Source organism: Thiothrix subterranea (assembly GCF_016772315.1).
Classification (GTDB): Bacteria; Pseudomonadota; Gammaproteobacteria; order Thiotrichales; family Thiotrichaceae; genus Thiothrix; species Thiothrix subterranea.
Genome location: NZ_CP053482.1, coordinates 1,961,149 through 1,981,112 on the forward strand (window position 1 = coordinate 1,961,149; position 19,964 = coordinate 1,981,112).

At 50.1% G+C, this 19,964-nt stretch carries 19 protein-coding genes; 10 read left to right on the forward strand and 9 right to left on the reverse strand.

Features of this window, described 5'->3' with window-relative positions:
• Positions 1 to 3: 3 nt before the first annotated feature.
• From HMY34_RS09625 to HMY34_RS09640, 4 genes are all read left to right on the forward strand, one after another.
• Positions 4 to 657, forward strand: coding sequence for a response regulator (locus tag HMY34_RS09625; RefSeq protein ID WP_202719018.1), 654 nt, complete (start codon positions 4 to 6; stop codon positions 655 to 657).
• Positions 658 to 675: 18 nt separating this feature from the next.
• Positions 676 to 1,647: a sensor histidine kinase gene (locus HMY34_RS09630; protein ID WP_202719019.1), complete on the forward strand. Its 972-nt coding sequence runs from the start codon at positions 676 to 678 to the stop codon at positions 1,645 to 1,647.
• A gap of 174 nt (positions 1,648 to 1,821) precedes the next feature.
• Positions 1,822 to 2,298 (forward strand): hypothetical protein, encoded by a 477-nt coding sequence (locus tag HMY34_RS09635; RefSeq protein ID WP_202719020.1) that lies wholly within the window; start codon positions 1,822 to 1,824, stop codon positions 2,296 to 2,298.
• 40 nt (positions 2,299 to 2,338) lie between these two features.
• Entirely contained in the window at positions 2,339 to 2,938 is a 600-nt protein-coding gene (locus HMY34_RS09640) for a hypothetical protein (RefSeq protein WP_202719021.1), read from the forward strand.
• Here the strand turns inward: HMY34_RS09640 and ubiD are convergent, their stop codons facing one another.
• Positions 2,939 to 4,402, reverse strand: a complete 1,464-nt coding sequence (gene ubiD / locus HMY34_RS09645; RefSeq protein ID WP_202719022.1) for a 4-hydroxy-3-polyprenylbenzoate decarboxylase — start codon at positions 4,400 to 4,402, stop codon at positions 2,939 to 2,941.
• Positions 4,403 to 4,488: 86 nt separating this feature from the next.
• On the opposite strand from ubiD, the gene HMY34_RS09650 reads away from it, so the two are divergent.
• The 3 genes from HMY34_RS09650 (at position 4,489) to HMY34_RS09660 (ending at position 7,210) form a co-directional block, all read left to right on the forward strand.
• Positions 4,489 to 5,424, forward strand: coding sequence for a prenyltransferase (locus tag HMY34_RS09650; RefSeq protein WP_202719023.1), 936 nt, complete (start codon positions 4,489 to 4,491; stop codon positions 5,422 to 5,424).
• A 7-nt stretch (positions 5,425 to 5,431) separates the two neighbouring features.
• Positions 5,432 to 6,496 (forward strand): tRNA pseudouridine(13) synthase TruD, encoded by a 1,065-nt coding sequence (gene truD, locus HMY34_RS09655; RefSeq protein WP_202719024.1) that lies wholly within the window; start codon positions 5,432 to 5,434, stop codon positions 6,494 to 6,496.
• 138 nt (positions 6,497 to 6,634) lie between these two features.
• Positions 6,635 to 7,210: a Uma2 family endonuclease gene (locus tag HMY34_RS09660; RefSeq protein WP_202719025.1), complete on the forward strand. Its 576-nt coding sequence runs from the start codon at positions 6,635 to 6,637 to the stop codon at positions 7,208 to 7,210.
• A 73-nt stretch (positions 7,211 to 7,283) separates the two neighbouring features.
• Here the strand turns inward: HMY34_RS09660 and HMY34_RS09665 are convergent, their stop codons facing one another.
• Complete coding sequence (locus HMY34_RS09665; RefSeq protein WP_202719026.1) at positions 7,284 to 7,922, reverse strand: ATP-binding response regulator; 639 nt, start codon at positions 7,920 to 7,922, stop codon at positions 7,284 to 7,286.
• A 9-nt stretch (positions 7,923 to 7,931) separates the two neighbouring features.
• Between HMY34_RS09665 and HMY34_RS09670 the strand changes: the two genes are divergently transcribed.
• Positions 7,932 to 9,266, forward strand: coding sequence for an IS4 family transposase (locus tag HMY34_RS09670; protein ID WP_202718142.1), 1,335 nt, complete (start codon positions 7,932 to 7,934; stop codon positions 9,264 to 9,266).
• Here HMY34_RS09670 and HMY34_RS09675 read toward each other — a convergent pair.
• The gene (locus HMY34_RS09675; protein ID WP_202719027.1) at positions 9,236 to 10,762 is read right to left on the reverse strand and encodes a histidine kinase dimerization/phospho-acceptor domain-containing protein; all 1,527 of its coding nucleotides are present in this window, start codon (positions 10,760 to 10,762) and stop codon (positions 9,236 to 9,238) included. The genes HMY34_RS09670 and HMY34_RS09675 overlap by 31 nt on opposite strands.
• Positions 10,763 to 10,933: 171 nt before the next feature.
• Here HMY34_RS09675 and HMY34_RS09680 point away from each other — a divergent pair, with 171 nt between their 5' ends.
• Both HMY34_RS09680 and HMY34_RS09685 read left to right on the forward strand, forming a co-directional pair.
• Positions 10,934 to 12,136, forward strand: a complete 1,203-nt coding sequence (locus tag HMY34_RS09680; RefSeq protein ID WP_202719028.1) for an AAA family ATPase — start codon at positions 10,934 to 10,936, stop codon at positions 12,134 to 12,136.
• A gap of 11 nt (positions 12,137 to 12,147) precedes the next feature.
• On the forward strand, positions 12,148 to 12,651 hold the full coding sequence (locus HMY34_RS09685; RefSeq protein ID WP_202719029.1) for an RloB domain-containing protein: 504 nt from the start codon (positions 12,148 to 12,150) through the stop codon (positions 12,649 to 12,651).
• 47 nt (positions 12,652 to 12,698) lie between these two features.
• Here HMY34_RS09685 and HMY34_RS09690 read toward each other — a convergent pair whose 3' ends face one another.
• The 6 genes from HMY34_RS09690 to lldP are packed head-to-tail and all read right to left on the reverse strand — an operon-like array spanning position 12,699 to position 19,954.
• Positions 12,699 to 14,624 carry an AAA family ATPase gene (locus HMY34_RS09690; RefSeq protein WP_202719030.1) on the reverse strand — a complete coding sequence of 642 codons (1,926 nt, stop codon included), beginning with the start codon at positions 14,622 to 14,624 and terminating at the stop codon, positions 12,699 to 12,701.
• Between the two features lie 59 nt (positions 14,625 to 14,683).
• Positions 14,684 to 15,334: a LutC/YkgG family protein gene (locus HMY34_RS09695; protein ID WP_202719031.1), complete on the reverse strand. Its 651-nt coding sequence runs from the start codon at positions 15,332 to 15,334 to the stop codon at positions 14,684 to 14,686.
• The gene (locus tag HMY34_RS09700) at positions 15,327 to 16,742 is read right to left on the reverse strand and encodes a LutB/LldF family L-lactate oxidation iron-sulfur protein (RefSeq protein ID WP_202719032.1); all 1,416 of its coding nucleotides are present in this window, start codon (positions 16,740 to 16,742) and stop codon (positions 15,327 to 15,329) included. The genes HMY34_RS09695 and HMY34_RS09700 overlap by 8 nt, the downstream gene beginning before the upstream one ends.
• Positions 16,739 to 17,488 (reverse strand): (Fe-S)-binding protein, encoded by a 750-nt coding sequence (locus tag HMY34_RS09705; RefSeq protein WP_202719033.1) that lies wholly within the window; start codon positions 17,486 to 17,488, stop codon positions 16,739 to 16,741. Before HMY34_RS09705 ends, HMY34_RS09700 begins: the two co-directional genes overlap by 4 nt.
• A 6-nt stretch (positions 17,489 to 17,494) precedes the next feature.
• On the reverse strand, positions 17,495 to 18,244 hold the full coding sequence (gene lldR, locus HMY34_RS09710; protein ID WP_202719034.1) for a transcriptional regulator LldR: 750 nt from the start codon (positions 18,242 to 18,244) through the stop codon (positions 17,495 to 17,497).
• A gap of 57 nt (positions 18,245 to 18,301) precedes the next feature.
• Positions 18,302 to 19,954, reverse strand: a complete 1,653-nt coding sequence (lldP, locus tag HMY34_RS09715) for an L-lactate permease (RefSeq protein ID WP_202719035.1) — start codon at positions 19,952 to 19,954, stop codon at positions 18,302 to 18,304.
• Positions 19,955 to 19,964: the final 10 nt, after the last annotated feature.

The following is a 19,964-nucleotide window of genomic DNA, read 5'->3' on the forward strand; positions in this document are numbered from 1 at the left end:
ATCATGCGTATTTTGATTGTGGATGATCACCCGTTATTCCGTGAGGCTTTAGGCAGTCTGCTTGAACGTTTTTACCCCAGTGCAGCGGTATTTGAAGTCGGTTCGGTGGAAGAAGCCGCAGGCGTGGTGCGCCAATATGCACCGTTCGATCTGATTATGTTGGATGTTTTTCTACCGGGGCAAAGCGGTGTGGCGGGCTTAGAGACGTTGCACGCCAGTGTTGCAGAGGAGACCCCGATTGTGATTATGTCCGGCTCGGACAATTCAGAGATGATGAATCAAGCACTTGCCAAGGGTGCGCGAGGTTATATCGCGAAGTCAGCGGGCGTAGGCGATGTGAAAAATGCGTTGCATTTGATTTTAGCGGGGGAAATTTATATTTCGCCGTCGATGTTAGCCGAGGTGCGCCAACGCGCTGAACCGAAAGACCCACCACCCCCGAATTTGCCACCACCGACTGATCACAGCGGATTGACGCCGCGTCAGCGCGATGTCATTCGCTTGATGGCGCGGGGTTTACCCAATAAATCCATCGCCAGAGAGCTGAATTGTTCGGATGGCACGGTGAAACTGCATGTGAGTGCGATTTTGCGCACCCTCCATGCGCGTAATCGGACAGAAGCGGTGCAGGCCGCAACACGTTTAGGGGTGTTGTAATTGACCCAGTGAGGATTCATGCAGGCACAACCACCGATTCAGGATGAGGCGTGGGACACGTATTTACGGCGGCATTATTACCGTTTGCTGGTGCAGGTAATTTTGCCGCTGATCCTGACGACGGTGGTGTTTGTGCTGGGCGGGGTCTTTTGTAGCGTTATTTCGTGGTGGTATTGGTTGCTGGGCTATGTGGGGCTGGCGGGATTATTGTTTCGATTCGGGCACGCTTTACACGCCGAATTGCAGGAATTGTTTGCGGCGCAATTGCACTGCACCGTGATTGAACGCGAAGCGCATTGTTTGCAGCGCGATGCTGCTGTTGGGCATTCTGTCCGCGTTGTTACCCATGAAATTAATAACCTGATCGGCATTGCTAAAATGTCGGTGGATAACCTGCGCTATTCCCCGGTGGCTATGCCAAAAGACATAGACCGCTTGGAAAAAGCCTTGGGGTATATGACCCAAGTAACCCATTTAATACTGGATGGGATAGGTAATAAGCACGCGACTACCCGCACGCTTTCGCTGGCAGAACTGCAAGATGATGTGCGTTTATTAATAGGGCATGGGCAATCTTACCCGCAGGTGGCGTTGTCGGTGGTGTTCCCGGTGGATGCGGCACAGTACCGTTTTGAGGAACGCACCGGGGCGACTTATCTGATTATCCATAACTTGGTGAAGAATGCGTTGGAGGCGGTGGAAGAGCGGTTCGGGGAACAGTTGGGGGGCGAGGTTAGGATTACGGCTGAAGTCTTTAGTAATCAGATAGTTATTGCGGTGGAAGATAATGGGGTGGGGATGACGGCGGAGCAGATCGAGGCGGTGATGCGGGGGAATGGGCAGAGTTTTAAGGTGAATGGGCATGGGTTGGGGCTGGGGTTTGTGCGGCAGACCTGCATTCAAGGAGGAGTAAAGTTTACATTAAGGAATGCAGATCATGAAAATGGCAGTGGACTAAGTGTTCATTTTTGGATGAATTTATATTTATAAAGTCTATGGCTAACGCTGTATGGTAAATAATGACCATATTATTTACCATGATTATCAATGAATTTGAGAGATAAAAGGCTTCTAATTATTCAATGGACGTGTGTCATGAATAAGCAGGTTTATGACTTTTCATCTCTGTTCGTTCAGATGTAATCTTGAATAGAGGGTGATTCTGTGTATAAGCATATTGACAAATCTGATCCTTTTGATACATCTACGACAAGTTACTGGGTGTATTTTGTCGCCAGAGATTATATTCCTGGTCATGCGTTTGTGATGTGGAACAGCCAGAATAATAATACAGGTTCATTACGAAATGATCATTCGTTTGGTATTTACCCTGATCTCGACAATAACGTTAAAATTCTGTTTGGAACAGTAACAGGAAAATTAATTCAGGAAAGTTCAAGTAGCTTATTGTCTGCTGATAACGGCATAGCAGTGAAAGTTTCAAAGAAAATATATGATTATACTTGGAGTAATTCAGAAAACATTAGAAAACAAGTTGTTTCATACAATCTATTCAATCAAAGCTGCGTGGATTTTGTCGACTTAACAGCAAAAGCTATTGGATTGAAAACACCAGATTCTGAAGGATTCTATAATCATCCTCAGCTATTTATAAATAGGATTCAGGAAATAAATGACTAAGTTTTTAATATGAACTTGATGGAAAATTTGGAGAAATCTAATGAGAAAGAATATTTATTCACTGATAGTCGCGACGTTTTTTTTCGCATTTACGTCTATTAGCGAAGCTTATGATCCAATAGGTGCTGAAAAAGTAGTATCTAATGTTATAAGTTTGAAAGTTAGATCAAATTGTTACAACTCGGATGATGATAGATCAAGATGGGAGGCTCCGTCAGGGTGGGAAATTTTAGGTCATAATCTAAATATAATAGGTACATTTGGAAAAACCAGGCACAATGTATCTACATCTGCTGGAAATAAAACAACAGTTTCGGAGAACTATATTAAAACCAGTTTTAATTCTCTTTTGGATGCTGCTGCTAATATTAAAGATGGGAATAAAGCTAAAGAGATATCGGCAAAAATAAGATCTGATATGGAAAGTTTACTTGATGCAAGGAGTAGATATATGTCGTCTCATTCAGCTATTGAGCTATACGGATATTGTGAAGGTGTAAGTACGATAACTAGACCTTGCTCATCAGGTGGTAAATTTGAGGCTACAGTAAATGTAACTATCAAAAAGATATTAGCTGATGAGGATGTGTCTAAAATGGTCGAATCTTATCACACGATAATAGCGGGGCTGAATAAATAGTTAGAGTCCTAACTTCTCCCACATCCCATCCACGCGGGATTTCACCGCCGCATCCATCACAATCGGCGTACCCCATTCCCGCGTGGTTTCCCCCGGCCATTTATTGGTCGCATCCATCCCCATCTTCGACCCCAAGCCCGACACGGGCGAGGCGAAATCCAGATAATCAATCGGCGTATGTTCGATCAGCGTGGTATCCCGCGCCGGATCCATGCGCGTCGTCATCGCCCAGATCACATCCTCCCACTTGCGCGTATTCACATCATCATCCACCACGATAATGAACTTGGTGTACATGAACTGGCGCAGGAACGACCACACCCCCATCATCACCCGTTTGGCGTGACCGGGGTATTGCTTCTTGATGCTCACCACCGCCATGCGATACGAACAGCCTTCCGGCGGCAGATAAAAATCCACAATTTCAGGAAACTGCTTCTGCAAAATCGGCACAAACACTTCGTTCAACGCCAAGCCCAAAATCGCGGGTTCATCCGGCGGTCGCCCGGTATACGTGCTGTGGTAAATCGGGTCTTTGCGGTGCGTAATGCGCTCAATGGTAAACACCGGAAAGCTATCAATCTCATTGTAATAGCCGGTATGGTCGCCATAAGGCCCTTCAGGAGCCATGTCGTCGGGGTAAATATGCCCCTCCAACACAAATTCCGCCGATGCCGGTATCTGCAAATCCGAGCCGATAGCTTTCACCAATTCCGTCCGCGAACCGCGCAACAACCCCGCAAACGCATATTCCGACAGCGTATCCGGCACAGGCGTGACTGCACCCAAAATCGTTGCCGGATCAGTCCCAATCGCCACCGCAATCGGAAACGGCTTGCCCGGATTTGCCTGCTGAAACTCGCGAAAATCCAAGGCCCCGCCGCGATGCGACAACCAGCGCATAATCACGCGATTTTTGCCCAATACTTGCTGGCGGTAAATCCCCAGATTCTGGCGTTTCTGATGCGGGCCTTTGGTGATCACCAATCCCCACGTAATCAGCGGTGCGGCATCCCCCGGCCAGCAATGCTGAATCGGCAGTTTGCTCAAATCGACTTTATCGCCTTCCACCACCACTTGCTGACACGCCGCTTTGCTGACCACTTTCGGAGCCATATCCAGCACTTTGCGGAAAATCGGCAGCGCATTCAGCGCATCCTTAAACCCTTTCGGCGGATCAGGCTGCTTGAGCAACGCCAGCAATTTGCCCACTTCGCGCAAGGCATCAGTGGATTCTTCACCCATGCCCAATGCCACGCGGCGCGGCGTGCCAAACAAGTTGGCGAGTACCGGCGTGTTATGCCCTTTGGGATTTTCAAACAGCAAGGCGGGGCCACCCGCACGCAATACGCGGTCGGCGATTTCGGTCATTTCCAGATACGGGTCAACTTCCACGCTAATGCGTTTGAGTTCACCCATTTTTTCCAGTTGTTGGATAAAGTCGCGTAGGTCATGGTATTTCATGGCAAGGATAATAGCGGAAATTTTCCTAAGCTGACTATGAGCTTGCGTATAATCCGGTTTTTTGCAGCGCAATAGTAGGCAACACGATGGCACAAGAACCCGATCTGAGTTTGCGGCAGCAGCCGTTGTTACGTTATTGGCTGGCAACCCGCCCCGCTTTTCTGGCGGCAAGTGTCGTGCCTGCGCTGGTGGGCGCGGCAGCAGCCTGGGCGCAAGGGTATGCCTTGCACGGCTGGTTACTCGTGTGGACATTGCTGGCGGTGATGCTGGTACACGCGGGCATGAATGTGCTGAACGATTACTACGACGAGCAAAATGGCACGGATCGGCGCAATACCCAACGCTTGTTCCCATTTACCGGCGGTAGCCGCTTTATCCAGAACGGCGTATTGAGCGCGGGGGAAACCTTGGTGTTCGGCGCGTGGTTGCTGGCGGTGGCAATGCTGATCGGAGTGGGCTTGGCATGGCAAAGCGGGATGGATTTGTTGTGGATTGGTCTGGCGGGTTTAGTGATTGGTTGGGGTTATTCCGCACCGCCGTTGAGTTTGAATAGCCGGGGCTTGGGCGAACCGACGATTGCCCTGAGTTTTGGGATTCTTACCCCGTTGGGCGCGTGGTTTGTGCAAACCGGAACGTTGGCGTGGTATCCGATCGTGATCAGTTTGCCCTTGTCGTTGTTGATCATGAATATTTTGCTGATTAACCAGTTTCCCGATCGCGAAGCCGATGCTGCCAGTGGCAAACACCATTGGGTGGTGCGTTTTGGGGCGGATATGGCGGCAAAAGTTTACCTAGCCGCAGTCTTGCTGGCAACGCTGTTACTGGTGTCGTGGGTAATGCTGGATGTATTACCACCGATGGCGTTGCTGAGTGCTTTGCCGTTGGGAATTGCGTTGCGTGCCGGTTTGCAATTGGTGGAACACGCCCACGCGCCGCACAAGCTTGAACCGGCGATTAAAATGACGATTGGCAGCGCGGTATTGCACGGCGTGCTGTTGTCCTTGGCGTTATGGCTGGTATAGTTCGCGCATGAACCCAACTACCTTTGATACCACGGGCTTTGCCCGCGCTTATGCTGCCCCGTTACGCGGCGAATTCCGCAGTCTGCCGGAAGATTTTATCGTCGATGAACAAATGGAGATTGCCCTCACCGGCAGTGGTGAACATTTGTGGGTGCAAGTCCGCAAAACCGGCGCGAATACCGACTGGGTAGCGGGGCAACTCGCCCGCTGTGCCGGTGTGCCTGCCAAGGAAGTCGGTTACGCGGGGCTAAAAGACCGCCATGCCGTCACCACGCAATGGTTTAGCCTGCAATTGCCGGGCATGGCTGACCCGGATTTTGCGGCATTGCCTGCTGAAATCGAAGTCCTCCAGCAACAGCGGCATGACAAAAAGCTACGACGCGGCGCGTTGGAAGCCAACCGTTTCATCCTTACCTTGCGGCATTGCAGCGGCGATTTCGCCGAAGCCGCTGCGATTTGCGAACAAATCAGCCAGCACGGCATTCCCAATTACTACGGCGACCAGCGTTTCGGGCATAACTTTGGGAATTTGCGCAAAGCCGAACGTTGGTTTGCAGCGGGTGTAGAGCCGAAGCAACGTAACCAGCGCAGCTTGTATTTGTCGGCAGCGCGTTCGTGGATTTTCAATAATGTGTTGGCGCAACGGGTCGCAGACGGAACCTGGAATCAGCGCGTGCCGGGCGATGTGTTTATGTTTGAAGGCGGCAGCGCCTGGTTTGCCGACGATGCGAGTGCGGAATTGCCTGCACGGTTGGCAACGCAAGCCATCCACCCGACCGGCGTGTTGTGGGGACGTGGCGAATTGCCCACAGCAGGCGAAGCACGCGAGTTAGAAGCCGAACAAGCCGCACGTTTCCCGATCTTTTGCGCCGGGTTGGAAAAACAGGGGCTGAAACAGGAACGCCGTGCATTGCGTGTCAATGTGGGTACGGTGGGGTTTGAGGTGGTGGATGACAGCACCTTGCGCCTGAGTTTTGCCTTACCAGCGGGGGCTTATGCCACGGTGGTGTTGGAACAGTTGGGGACGTTTGTGGTGCCGCTACAAATTCAAGCTCACGCCGTGTTGCCGTAGCCATTCTTTGCGTTCACGGTAGTGACACCCGCTCAGCACGAAATTGCTGGTCGTTCAGAAAATAGCCTTGATTTTTTAAGCGTAAGCTCGCTAAATAACACGAGATTTTTATGTATCGAGTCAAAAGGACACCTAGCAATGGCTCAACCAGCACGCAAACACGACACCCCTCCCGCAACCTACGCCGACCTATTGCAACTGCCGGAACACCTCACGGGTGAAATCCTCAACGGCGAACTGCACACCATGCCGCGCCCCGCCATTCGCCATGCCCGCGCCTCCTCCGTGCTATCTGGCAAATTAGCGCCAACGTTTGACTTTGACAACACAGGTTCAGACGGCTGGCTAATCTTATTTGAACCTGAACTGCACCTCGGTGACAAACCGCACATCCTCGTCCCCGACTTGGCAGGCTGGCGACGCGAACGCCTGCCCAGCCTACCGGATACCGCATGGCTGGAACTTGCCCCTGACTGGGCATGTGAAGTCCTCTCCCCCTCCACTGCCAGCAAAGACAGAATCCTCAAAATGCCTATCTACCGCGCCGAAGGGGTGGAATGGTTCTGGATAGTTGACCCCGAACACAAAACCTTGGAAGCCTACCAATCATCGGGCGGGCATTGGATTTTGCTGGGTGCGTGGGGCGACGACGACGTGGCACGCATCCCACCGTTTGACGCCATAGAAATTTCGCTGGCAGCGCTGTGGATATAACGTTACGGGTCAAGCGGCAAACATTCAATGGATGTTTTGACATGAGTACGACGAAAATACCGTATTGCCGGGCTTAAACCACGACTACCCACTTCGCCAGCATCGTTACCAACCCGGCAGGGTCGATAGGCTTGCTCAAATAATCGTTCATCCCCGCTGCAATGCACTTCGCCCGTTCGGTGGAAATCGCGTGGGCAGTCATGGCAACAATCGGCAAATGCACCCATTGCGGCTGTTGGCGAATCAATTTAACCGCTTGATAGCCATCCATTTGTGGCATTTGAATATCCATGAATACCAGATGAAAGGTGTTTTTCTCCAAAGCTTCCAGCGCTTCGAGGCCATTATTCGCCACCGTGACCGTCACACCTAAACGCTGCAATAATTCACCCGCCACTATTTGATTCAACAGGTCATCTTCCACCAACAAGACCTGTGCCGCTTTGAATAGCCCCGTGGCTTGCGCGAAGGGTGTATTAATCGGCACAATATCGACACATGCCGCAAACGCCACGCCAAAACTGAACGTGCTACCGCGCCCTTCCACGCTTTCCAGCCTGATTTCACCGCCCATCAGCCGCGCCAGCGATTGACTGATGGCTAAACCCAAACCGCTACCGCCGTGCCGCCGCGAAAAGGAGCTATCCGCTTGCGCAAACGGTTTAAACCATCTCCTTATACACAAGTTCCCAAGCTGATGTAAGATAAGCAATTTTCACTCATGAACTGGTCATCTACCGAACTCACCGATCTTGATTTGGGAGACAAGCGTCTCGAAACACGAGCCGCTCATATCCTCAAAGCCATGCTGAAAGCCCCCCAGTCCAGCATCCCTAAGGCTTGCCAAAGTTGGTCAAGCACCTTGGCGACGTACCGTTTCTTCTGGAATGAAGCGGTGAGCCATGATGCTTTGATGGCATCCCACTTTGAAGCGACAGAGTGCCGAATTCGTCAACAAGATTCGCGGATTATCCTGTGTATTCAAGATACGACCGAACTGGACTTCAATGGACAGGAAACCGAGGGTTTAGGGCGGTTATCCTACGACAAGCAACGCGGGATGTACCTGCATCCGACCTTGTGTATCACCCCAGAACGTTTGCCGTTGGGCATCACCGATACGTGGATGTGGTCACGGGGATTGAGCAAAGCTGCCGACCAAGCCAACCCCAGCATCAAAGAAAGCCGCCGTTGGATTGAAGGGTATGAGCGAGTAGCCGAACTGGCGGCACGCTGCCCTGAACACCGCCTCATCTATGCGGGCGACCGTGAAAGCGACTTTTACGACTTACTCAAACGGGCGCAAGCCTTGGATTACCCGGCTGACCTGCTGATACGGGCGCAACATAACCGCGCCTTGGGGGATGACCTCAAACTGTGGGACGCCATTGATCAACAACAGGCGTTGACTCGTATCACCTTTACCAAACCGCGCAAGCAGGGTGAAAAGCCCCGTAAAGTGGTACAAGAAATCAAGGTGTTACGTTATACCTTGCGTCCCAAGAGTAAGCATCCGATGCTATTAACCTTAGTTCAAGCCAAAGAAATCAACCCACCCGCCGGAAAATCGCCCCTCATTTGGCGTTTAGTCACCAACCGTTGTGTAGAGACCGCCGATGCTGCCTGTGAACTCATCGACTGGTATCGAGCGCGTTGGGAAATCGAAATGTTTTTTGATGTCCTGAAAGTTGGCTGTCGCGTCGAAAAACTGCAACTGGACACCAAAGAGCGCATCGAAAAAGCCCTAGCGCTCTACATCATGGTGGCCTGGCGGATTATGTTTCTGATGCGGTTGGGGCGTACCTGCCCAGAACTTCCGGCTGATCTGGTGTTTGACCCCTTGGAATGGAAAGTCTCCTTCCGGCTCGGCAAAAAAGCACTACCCGATGGCATACCTACCCTCAATCAAGTGATCCGCAATCTGGCAGAACTGGGGGGCTTTTTGGGCAGAAAATCCGATGGCGAACCGGGGGCTAAAAGTATCTGGTTAGGCTATTCACGAGTGCTGGACTGCATTTATGGCATTCAGATGGCTAGTGAGTTGGGAATGGATTGATTTGTGTATAAGGAGATGGGTTTAAACAGTTTCGCCTGTTGCGCCACACTGATGCCCATGCCGGTGTCAGTCACGCTGAATTGCAAGCGGACAATGGCAGCGTCAGCCGTCAAGCGCGTCACCCGGATACACACCTCGCCCGCATTCGCGAACTTAATGGCATTACTCACCAGATTCAGCAAAATCTGCGCAAGGCGTTGCGGGTCGCCAATCAAACACGGCGGTACATCCTCAGCGACGTGAATCTGAAACCCCAAGCCTTTTTGCCGCGCTTGCTCTTCAAACAAATAGCTGAGTTGCTGCAAGACGTTACTGAGCCGAAATGCCATGGGATTCAACGCCAACTTGCCCGCTTCGATTTTCGCCACATCCAAAATATCGTCGATAATGCCCAGCAACATCTTGGAAGACGACTGCATTTTATTCAGGTAATCTGCCTGTTGTGCAGTCAAATCCGTTTGTTGCAGCAAATACCCCAAACCAATCATCGCATTCATCGGGGTACGGATTTCATGGCTCATATTCGCCAGAAATTCGCTCTTGGATTGATTGGCACGTTCCGCCTCTTCCTTGGCTTGTTGCAGCGCGGTATTCAAGCGGGTCAGTTTACGATTCCAATAAATGCTGCCCAGCAAAATCAGGGTTGCACCGATAACGAGTTTCCACAACAGGGAATAATCCGTCGTTTCAACCACGTAGACCGAATTCCAATTACGCTTAACTGCCTCGTGATCGGCTTGCGTCAAAGAGTCGACGGCTCTTTGCATAATGCCCAGCAATGGCGGGGAATCTTTGCGCACTGCAACCGAAATGGGGTAGTTGTAATCGAGTTTGCCGATGATTTTTAGGTTGTACAGCCCTTGCTGAATAATCTGAATGCCGTGCGCAAACGAAGCCACGCCAGCGTAAGCCTCACCGTTTTCCACCCTTTCAAACAGCGCATCGGGGGTTTCCGCCTCAATAAAAAGGGTATTGGGGTAGTCTTGGCGCAACTGTGTGCCAATTGCGCCGCCGGTGGGAATAACGATTTTTTGATCCGCAATATCCGCCAACGACTGCACAAACGGTCGACCAGATTTAGCGAGCAAAACATGCGATGTTTGATAATAAGGCGTGGTGAAGGACAAAAAATCTTCACGCTCTGGGGTTTTGACTGCCCCAGACAAGAAATCGCACTTGCCTTCGCGGACAAACTGCAAGGCTTCACCCCACGTACTGCTCAACACCGGCTGTAACGGGATATTCAAGCGTTGCGAAAAAAGTTGGAGGTAGTCGGCAAAAATGCCTTTGTGTTTGCCATCTTCTAGGAAGTCGTAGGGTTTCCAGACGGGGCTGAAGCAATAGCGCAGCGGTGCGCCTTGGCGTTGGTCGAGCCATGTTTGTTCTGCGTTGGTCAGAACGATGCGGGTGGTGGGTGGGGCTTGCTCAACAGCCGGAGCATTCGCCGTTGAAAAGATCAACAGACCACACAAGAGGATGATGAGCAAGGGTTTCATACGCACAACGAATAGGTCACGGAATCAGGGATACAAGTAATAGTAGCGTATCTGTCGAATGAATATCACACATTGCTATTCTCAGAGGCTAAAAAAACTGATATAAACAGTAAAAAACAACAAAATTTTGTTGGATTTAAGCCTCTATAAGGATTTTTCGCGTACCGAACTATGCTACATCACTTCAAATTTGAAAATTTTTACTCGTTCGCGGCAGCGGTAGAAGTCTCTTGCGTGCTGGGCGGACAGAGTCCGAAGAATGACCTGTCCTGCCTTGCCGATACCGGCGACAGGTTGAGCAAGCTGTTGGCGGTTATCGGGCCGAATGCTTCGGGGAAAACCAATGTATTAAAAGCACTGGCTTTTTTGCAGTGGTTTGTCGCCGATTCTTTTTCTGCGCAACAGCCGAATGACGACATCCCTATCGAACACCATTTTTTCAGTGAGAACCCTAATTCCACCTTCCAGATAGTGTTCGACTATCAAGGGCAGTTGTACCGCTACGAACTGACCCTAAATAAACAACAGGTGGTCTACGAAGCGTTATTCGTCAAAACCAGCAAGCTGTACAGCTATATCTTTAAGCGGGAATGGAATGAAAAATCCCACCAATACACTATCGCCCAAAAAGATTTCGGCTTTGACAGGAAAGAAGCTGCCAAGGTACGCCAGAATGCCAGTCTGATTTCTACGGCGGCGCAATACGGGGTAGAACTTGCTACGCAGATGCGGCTAGTTTGCGGAAAGATTTTCACCAATGTGAATAGCCTTGGGCGCGTCTCCACCGCTTCTCGCATTGATGAATTACTGGAAGTTACCGAAGTGTTTCAGCGCAACAAATCGTTGGGCAAACAAGCCTCTGACTTGCTGTGCAAACTCGATTTAGGCTTGCGGGGAATCGTCATTAAGTCTGAAACCGTCACTGACCCCAAAACCCAGAAAAGCTTGGAAATCAGCGCGCCTTACGGGATTCATCGCAACGGACAAGCGGAACGCCAACTGGAATTGTGGCGTGAATCCAGTGGGACACAACGCGCTTACACGTTACTGAGTATTTTATTGCCTGCTTTGACCTTGGGCGGCGTTGCTGTCATTGATGAACTGGAAGCGGATTTACACCCTGATATGTTAGTGCCACTGCTGGAATTGTTTATCAATCCAGCCACCAATCCCAAGCAAGCACAGCTTATTTTCAGTTCGCATTCGCACGAAATTCTGGAAATGTTGAGCAAAGATCAAGTGTTGTTGGTAGAGAAAGACCCGCAAGGCAACAGCGAAGCGTGGTTGCTCAGCGATATGGAAGGCGTGCGCCGGGATGATAATTTGTATGCCAAATACCGCTCCGGCGCGTATGGCGCAGTTCCCAATCTTTGACAGGTAATCGCGTGGCAACTGTAAAAAAGCGCAAAGCTAATCGCACCATCCTGATCATGGGAGAAGGCGCAACGGAAAAGGCATTTCTGAAACACCTCAAAAACCTATACGGGCAACGCGGCTCTGGTTTAGCCATTACCATTCGTTCAGCAACAGGTGGTAGCCCCGAAGCTATCGTGCGCTACACCGAAAATATCATCAAAAATCACGCCTATGATCGTGTTGCCATTTTGATGGATACGGATGTTGAATGGTCGAAAGAAGCCCGCGAACGTGCCAAAAAGTGGAACATCACCCTGATTGGCGCAACGCCCTGTATCGAAGGGTTATTGCTGCGTATTTTAGGGCATACACCACCGCATCGTTCGGAAGAGTGTAAACAGGTTTGTGTCAGAATTTTCGGAGGTGACTTGATGGATGAAATGACCTACAGTGTACTAATAACCACACCTATCCTAGAAAAACAACGCCAACATATTACTGAACTTGAAAGCTTATTAGCTCTTTTTACCTGAAAACCCGATCAATAAATACAGACATAATTTGGAAGCAGTTAAGTGATTTAACAATTGTCAATCCATTCGCTAATGCTCTCAGGCATGTAAAGCTCATGCTTCGCACGTGATATTCCAGTATAGATGTGACTAATCGTTTTAGCATAGTTCTCGTTGATAACGCCAGATTGACCAATGACATCATTTAGAAGAAGAACGCGATCAAACTCAATATTCCGGCAATCCCAGACACGTCGAACAAGATAAATATCTTCCTGAGGTTGAGGCATAGAACCTTGTAAAATAGCATTCAACTGCTGGCGGTTAAATCCAGAACGAATCAAACGATCAATCTGAACAAGAGCGGGTTCTCTTTGTCGGTTTTTATCAAAAAAATCATCCCAAGAATGTGAGCCAACAAACTCATGATGCCTTGATTTGTCATCGCTATTGTTGAGGAATGAGATTGCACTATTAATCAGCCAATCTATTTCTTTTATTTGAGTGTTAAAAATGTGATATTTTGCTGATTGATGATGTAATGTGTATATGATCCAAAAAACTGACCAGAAACTCTTTGCTAATATTGCACAAGGTTCATCCGGTATTTGGAATTTTTTGTAGGAGATAAATTTAGTGGTTTTAGTTTTATTACCTGAAAACTCGACAGTTGGACTTATAGGATGCCGCTCAATTAATTGATTATAAAGCCCAGTCATATTTGATCCAGCACGTACTGAATGCGTAAGTGTATTTTTTCTTAAAGTCGATGGCAAACTGTGGGGCTGAGTAAGTCCCTGTAAATTTTGATAATAATCTCCAAAAGTGAATACAGGTTGTGTACTTTGTTGAAGCAATTGAATGATTGCTGGTGATAAATCATGAGCTTCATCAACAACAATATGTGTACAGTGGCTTGGTATTCCCATACCTGTTAGTGCCAAAGCTTTAACCAAATGATAATTACGGATAGGGAGCAGAATACGATCTCGTGGAATACAAATTAGTTCCCATAAGTGTTTAGCAACAGTCAATAATGCTGCTTGCTGAATAAGTGTTAGTTGACGTACATACTGTTTTGGAATATGTTCACGAGTGATTGCCGGATCAGTCGAAAGACAAAAATTTTTCACAACAAATTGGGCATCTTTGGCAATTACTCCACGTCTATACTCCCCAATATCGTAACACTCAAGTTTTTCTTCCAGCTTGTCATGTGAAAAAATATACTGGTCTGAAACAATTTGTTGCTTGCCATATCTGCCATTAATATTTCGTACTGTTTTCAAAACTCCTGTGTTTATCAAGGATATAGCGATATATGCAAACGTATAGCTGCGTACTCCCGGAATACGGGCTTTCAATGCTGATATTTGTTCCTGTGTCTCAGCGAGAAACAATGTCTTTTCTTTGTCTATGGCATCTACTAAATGCGAAATTATCCATGTTTTACCACTGCCCGCATAACCTTGAATATCAATAGACTCATCCTTATCAGATAAAATTATATTGACAATTCGTTCTTCCTCTTTGGATGCAAAATTGGTGTTGGAACTTTTTTTGTTCAAAAGTCGACTAGGAAAAAAATCAGACTTTTCACTGTTCTTGAATTCCCAGTTCCACACCCATTGTTCTTCCCACTTTAAATATTTTTTATCCTGAATCTGTTCCGCACTCATTAATTGAATCTGAGATTGGACGAGAAGTGATTTTCCTATTAAGCATTTTTCTACATTCAATGCATCCACAAATTCATGTTGCACTTCCTGAAGCGTAAAACTGCCAGACGACGTGATAAAGTTAGAAATAAATTGTTCAGCTCGGAAAAGCAAGTTCTCATCAGATTTGGCTACAGCTAATAATGTTGGCAGCCCCTGTATCAACAGCAATGCTGCTAACTCCTCAAGGCGTAGGTTGACGATTATTGATTGAACATCAACATCCGGCTGAATAAGTTTATCCAGCTTCTCTTCGGTGATAGGGATATATAGCATTACGTCTTAACACATCCATTTTTGAGCAAGTGCACAATATCAGGATAGTAGCGCATCCCTCACACTAAAATCACGATAAGTTCTTTCGGCCCATGCACCCCATACGCCAGCGTCTGCTCAATATCCGCCGACTTCGACGGCCCGGAAATCAGCAGTGCATTGGTCGGCATTCCCGTTTGCACCCAGCCTTGCGCCTGCACCGCTTCCGCAAACGTGGTGTAAAGCTTATCCACTTCCAGCACCGCAATATGCACGGGCGGAACCAGCGACATCAAACGTGGCTCATCCGCACTCGGCATCACGATCAACGTTCCCGTTTCCGCAATCCCGCCAGTCGTGCCCGTGAAAGCCGCATCCACCCCGTAAAACAGCTCCTGTTTCCAACTTTCAATCGGTTGGTCGTAAGTTTTGAGGGTGGGAAAGCGTTCGGCTTGCGCGTGAATCTGTTTACCCAGCACCGTTTCTGGCGAAACTAACAGATTATTCAAACCCTTGGCTGTACACACTTGGCTGACGACATCCAGCCATGAATCGGGTGTGGCGTGATGCACTTCCGCCCGTACTGCCACCATACGTTCGGTAAAACGGCGTACTCGTTCCGCCGCATCCCAATCGTAACGGCTCAGGTAATCGCGTTCGCTAAAGCCGCACTCCGGGCGTTGCGGTTCGCGCAAACGAGCGAGAATATTAGCGCGTGCCGTATTACTCATGGTCGACTCCCAGATGCTTTACTTGTTGGTGCAAGGTCGATTCCGCCAATTTTGGCGCACTACGTACCGTCGTCCACGCCCCTAAATTCGTCGGCAACATGCCTTTGAAGTGCGTCGCCAGCGTCGAACCCGCATGATAAATCGTCGGATGCGTTGCCGCCCACGCCCACGTTTTCCACGTCGCCGCTTCACTCAAAGTACGGCGTTTGCCCGAACCGACGGTGTTGGTATTTGCGGTATCCTTGCGCACCCCGTCATAACGCAAGCGGTTGAGAATACTGGGAATCGGAATCCGAACCGGGCAAACCTCGCTACACGCGCCGCACAAGGTCGAAGCCTGCGCCAATTCACCATGCACATCCACCCCGGCTTTTTGCGGCTCTAAAATCGAGCCAATCGGCCCCGGATACACCGTGCCGTAACTGTGCCCACCAATGCGCACGTATACCGGGCAATGGTTAATACACGCCCCGCAACGGATACAGCGCAGCGTCGCCAGCAATTCGGGATCGCTGTAAATATTGGAACGCCCATTATCCAGCAGCACCAGATGCACCTCTTCGGGGCCATCCTTTTCCCCCGGCTTACGCGGGCCGGAAATCATATTGAAGTAGGTGGTAATCGGTTGCCCCGTCGCCGAGCGCGTCAAAATGCTCAGTAGTGGTGGCACATCGAGCAAGCTTTCCACCACCTTTTCGATGCCCGTGACCGCGATGTGCACCGACGGCGCGGTGGTCGACATCCGCCCATTGCCTTCGTTTTCCACCAGACACAGCGTACCGGTTTCCGCCACCATGAAATTCACGCCGGAAAGCCCCACGGGTGCGGCATAAAACTTGTCGCGTAAAATACGCCGCGCGGTTTGCGTCAACTCATCCACGTCTTCGGTGTAGGGAATGTCGGGGAATTTTTCGTGGAACAGCTTGGCAATCTGTATGCGGTTTTTGTGAATCGCGGGCATGATAATGTGCGATGGGGTTTCACCATCCAGTTGGATAATGAATTCGCCGAGGTCGGATTCTAGGCATTCAACACCTAAGGCTTCGAGGAAATGGTTCATGCCCATTTCTTCCGACACCATCGACTTGCCTTTGATGATCGACTTGGCGTTGTGCTTTTGCAAAATCGACAACACGATCTGGTTAGCTTGATCGGTGGTTTCAGCCCAATGCACTTGGATGCCATTACGGGTCAGGTTGGCTTCAAGGGTTTCCAGCAATTCCGGCAGTTTGCTTAGGGCATTGGCGCGGATCGCCATGCTTTGGGTACGCAAGCGTTCCAGCTCCACCTTATCGGGGAATTGGTCGAGGCGGCGTGTCATCAAGCCATCCATCGCACGGTAGAAATTGGCGCGAACTTCGGGCTTGGCGAGGTTGGCGCGGACAGTATTGCGGAATTCGCTGCTCATACTGCATTCCCTCCCGTTCTTTCCCACAAAAACTCGGCAATGTGCTGGTGCGGAATCGCATCGCCTTGCTTTGCCATTACCCCGCCAATATTCATCAAGCAACCGCATTCCTGACTGATCAAACGATCCACGCCGGTATTGCGGATATGGGTCACTTTATCCAGCACCATCGCCGCCGAAATTTCAGGCTCTTTCACCGCAAACGTGCCGCCGAAACCGCAACATTCCGGCTTGCGGGCGTGTTCCACCCGTTGCACATTGCTGAGTTGCCCCAGCAAGGATTCGATCTTGTCGGCAACACCCATTTCACGGCGGGCGGAACAGGACGTGTGTACGGCGACTGTTACGGGTTCGCCCAAATCTTGCAGCTCAATCTGCAACACATCGACGAGGAATTCGGTGAGTTCAAACACGCGGCTGGCAACATCCACCGCTTGCGCCTCATCCGGCTGCCCCGCGAACAATTCAGGATAATGCACTTTCATCATCCCCGCGCACGAGCCTGACGGAATCACGATAGGGATGGGTTTGGGGAACAGCGCGATTTGCGCCCGTGCCACAGAACGCGCTTCGTCGCGGTAGCCGGAGTTCCACGCGGGTTGTCCGCAACAGGTTTGCGCAGGTGGGAAAATGACTTTCACCCCCGCACGTTGGATCAATTGCATCGCTGACACGCCTGCTTGCGGGTACATCAGGTCGACGAGGCAAGTGCCAAAAAAGTAGATGGTATCGGGTTTTGTTGTCATTAGAGCCTACCTGCCTACGAGTGTTAGGTGACGCAGCGAACGCACTTTACGGGCTTCGTCTGCGTCGATGGATTTGAGGGAATCTTCCACAAAAGCCAGATGTTCTTGCGCCGCTTTACGGGCGCGTTCGGGGTCACTGGCAACCACAGCCTCCATCAGTTCACGGTGCTGCTCCTTGAGCGGATCAAATACCCGTGGAATGGTGTAGAGCTTATCCAGATTGTGCGAAATGCTGTTTTGCAGCAGTTCAAATAGCCCGCGCATGACGTGCAACAGCACCAGATTGTGCGAGCCTTCAACGATGGATAAGTGAAAAGCCGCATCGGCACGCGCTTCGTCCATTGGGTCATCACTGCCATGCAGTGCAATCATCTGCTCGAAATGGGCGCGGATATTGGCTTTATCCTCATCCGTCGCCCGCAACGCGGCATACCACGCGGCATTGCCTTCCAGCGCGTGGCGGATTTCCAGCACATCGAAACGGTATTCAGGGTTATCGCGAAACAATTCCACCAGCGGATCAACACAATGGTTTTGGGTAACTTGTTGCACAAATGTCCCACCCCCAGCACGGCTGACCAACAAGCCCTTGCTGATCAATTTCTGGATGGCTTCACGCAACGATGGGCGTGACACCTCCAATTGTTCAGCCAATTGGCGTTCAGCGGGTAAACGATCCCCGTGTTTGAGTCCCTGCGTGGCAATCATGGTTTCGAGTTGCTCGGCAATCTGGTCGGAAAGTCGGATCTTTTTCATGCACTCTGGTCTTACCAATTTTGATAAGACCGAGTGTAGGAGGTTTTAATCACCCAATCAAGGAATCATCCACGGGAACACATACGCTTGCAGCGTGGTAATAATCCCCACGATGGTTGCAAACATCAGGCTGTGTTTGAGCGTAAAGCGGAACAAATCCGACTCTCTGCCCACCAACCCGGTTGCTGCGCAAGCGACCGCGATGGATTGCGGCGAAATCATCTTGCCGGTCACGCCACCCGTGGTATTCGCTGCTACCAGCAAGGTGTCTTGCACGCCGATTTGATGCGCGGTATTCGCCTGCAAACTACAGAACAGCGCGTTGGATGAGGTATCCGAACCTGTCAGGAACACACCCAACCAGCCAAGGAATGGCGAGAAGAACGTGAACATTGCGCCAGTACCCGCCAACAGCAACGCCAAGGTTGCAGACAAACCGGAGTAGTTAGCAATGAACGCAAACGCCAATACCATGCCGATGGTGTAGATCGGGCGTTTCAATTCGCTGATGGTTTCGCCAAAAGTACGCAGCCCTTCCAGCGGCTTCATGCGTAATACGAACAAGGTAATAATGGCAGCAATCAGGATGGCAGTACCCGTCGCCGAGAACCAGTCAAACTTGTACATCGCCTCATACGGCTTGGCTTCGGCAACAATCGGCGGCATTTTAGTGACGAGTTTATCGAGGTAGGGAATCGAAAACTTGAACACCCAAGCTTCCAACATACCGTCTTTACCGAACAGTGCTTTGAACGGTTTCAAGCTCCAAATCGTCACCATCACGGTGAGGATAACGAACGGCGACCACGCTTTGATGATTGCACCAGCGGAATGGGTCGGTTCAGCTTGTTGCTGGGCTTTGGTACGTTCTTGACCGGGGAAACGGAAGATATTTTTCGGCTTCCACACTTTCAGGAACAGGGTCAAGCTAATCAAGCTCACAATCGCAGAGGTGATGTCCGGCAGTTCAGGCCCAATGAAGTTAGCCGTCAGGAATTGAGTTACAGCGAAGGTAACACCTGCCACCAAAATTGCGGGGTAGGTTTCTTTGATACCGCGCCAGCCATCCATAATCGCCACCAACCAGAACGGGACGATGACTGAGAGCAATGGCAATTGACGACCTGCCATTTGCCCAATGTGGAACGGGTCAAGCCCAGTGACTTGCCCAGCAACGGTAATGGGGATGCCCATTGCGCCAAACGCCACGGGTGCGGTATTCGCAATCAAACACAAACCAGCCGCATACAGCGGGTTGAAACCCAAGCCAACCAACAAGGCGGCGGTAATCGCAACCGGTGCACCAAAGCCTGCCGCACCTTCCAAGAACGCGCCGAAAGCAAAGCCGACCAGCAACATTTGCAGGCGTTGGTCTTCCGTTACCGATAGCACCGAGCTGCGGACAATATCAAACTGCCCCGTTTTTACGGTGATTTTGTAAAGGAAAACAGCGGTGATGATAATCCATGCAATCGGCCACAAGCCATACAGGAAGCCATATCCGGCAGATGCCAACGCCATTGGAACTGGCATTTGGTAAAACAGAATGGCAACTGCCAACGCCAGCACCACGGTAATCGTGCCAGCGATATGCCCTTTCATACGCAACACAGTGAGTGCCATGAAGAAAAAAGCGATAGGAATCAAAGCAATCAGGCTGGACAGCCAGATATTGCCTAGCGGGTCATAGACTTGCGCCCAAGTTTGCATAGGGAATCTC

Bases quoted from the DNA above. Each gene is read 5' to 3' on its own strand.
- HMY34_RS09625 (WP_202719018.1), top strand. From the start codon at position 4: ATGCGTATTTTGATTGTGGATGATCACCCGTTATTCCGTGAGGCTTTA.
- HMY34_RS09630 (WP_202719019.1), top strand. From the start codon at position 676: ATGCAGGCACAACCACCGATTCAGGATGAGGCGTGGGACACGTATTTA.
- HMY34_RS09640 (WP_202719021.1), top strand. From the start codon at position 2,339: ATGAGAAAGAATATTTATTCACTGATAGTCGCGACGTTTTTTTTCGCA.
- ubiD (WP_202719022.1), bottom strand. From the start codon at position 4,402: ATGAAATACCATGACCTACGCGACTTTATCCAACAACTGGAAAAAATG.
- HMY34_RS09650 (WP_202719023.1), top strand. From the start codon at position 4,489: ATGGCACAAGAACCCGATCTGAGTTTGCGGCAGCAGCCGTTGTTACGT.
- truD (WP_202719024.1), top strand. From the start codon at position 5,432: ATGAACCCAACTACCTTTGATACCACGGGCTTTGCCCGCGCTTATGCT.
- HMY34_RS09660 (WP_202719025.1), top strand. From the start codon at position 6,635: ATGGCTCAACCAGCACGCAAACACGACACCCCTCCCGCAACCTACGCC.
- HMY34_RS09670 (WP_202718142.1), top strand. From the start codon at position 7,932: ATGAACTGGTCATCTACCGAACTCACCGATCTTGATTTGGGAGACAAG.
- HMY34_RS09675 (WP_202719027.1), bottom strand. From the start codon at position 10,762: ATGAAACCCTTGCTCATCATCCTCTTGTGTGGTCTGTTGATCTTTTCA.
- HMY34_RS09680 (WP_202719028.1), top strand. From the start codon at position 10,934: ATGCTACATCACTTCAAATTTGAAAATTTTTACTCGTTCGCGGCAGCG.
- HMY34_RS09690 (WP_202719030.1), bottom strand. From the start codon at position 14,624: ATGCTATATATCCCTATCACCGAAGAGAAGCTGGATAAACTTATTCAG.
- HMY34_RS09695 (WP_202719031.1), bottom strand. From the start codon at position 15,334: ATGAGTAATACGGCACGCGCTAATATTCTCGCTCGTTTGCGCGAACCG.
- HMY34_RS09700 (WP_202719032.1), bottom strand. From the start codon at position 16,742: ATGAGCAGCGAATTCCGCAATACTGTCCGCGCCAACCTCGCCAAGCCC.
- HMY34_RS09705 (WP_202719033.1), bottom strand. From the start codon at position 17,488: ATGACAACAAAACCCGATACCATCTACTTTTTTGGCACTTGCCTCGTC.
- lldR (WP_202719034.1), bottom strand. From the start codon at position 18,244: ATGAAAAAGATCCGACTTTCCGACCAGATTGCCGAGCAACTCGAAACC.
- lldP (WP_202719035.1), bottom strand. From the start codon at position 19,954: ATGCAAACTTGGGCGCAAGTCTATGACCCGCTAGGCAATATCTGGCTG.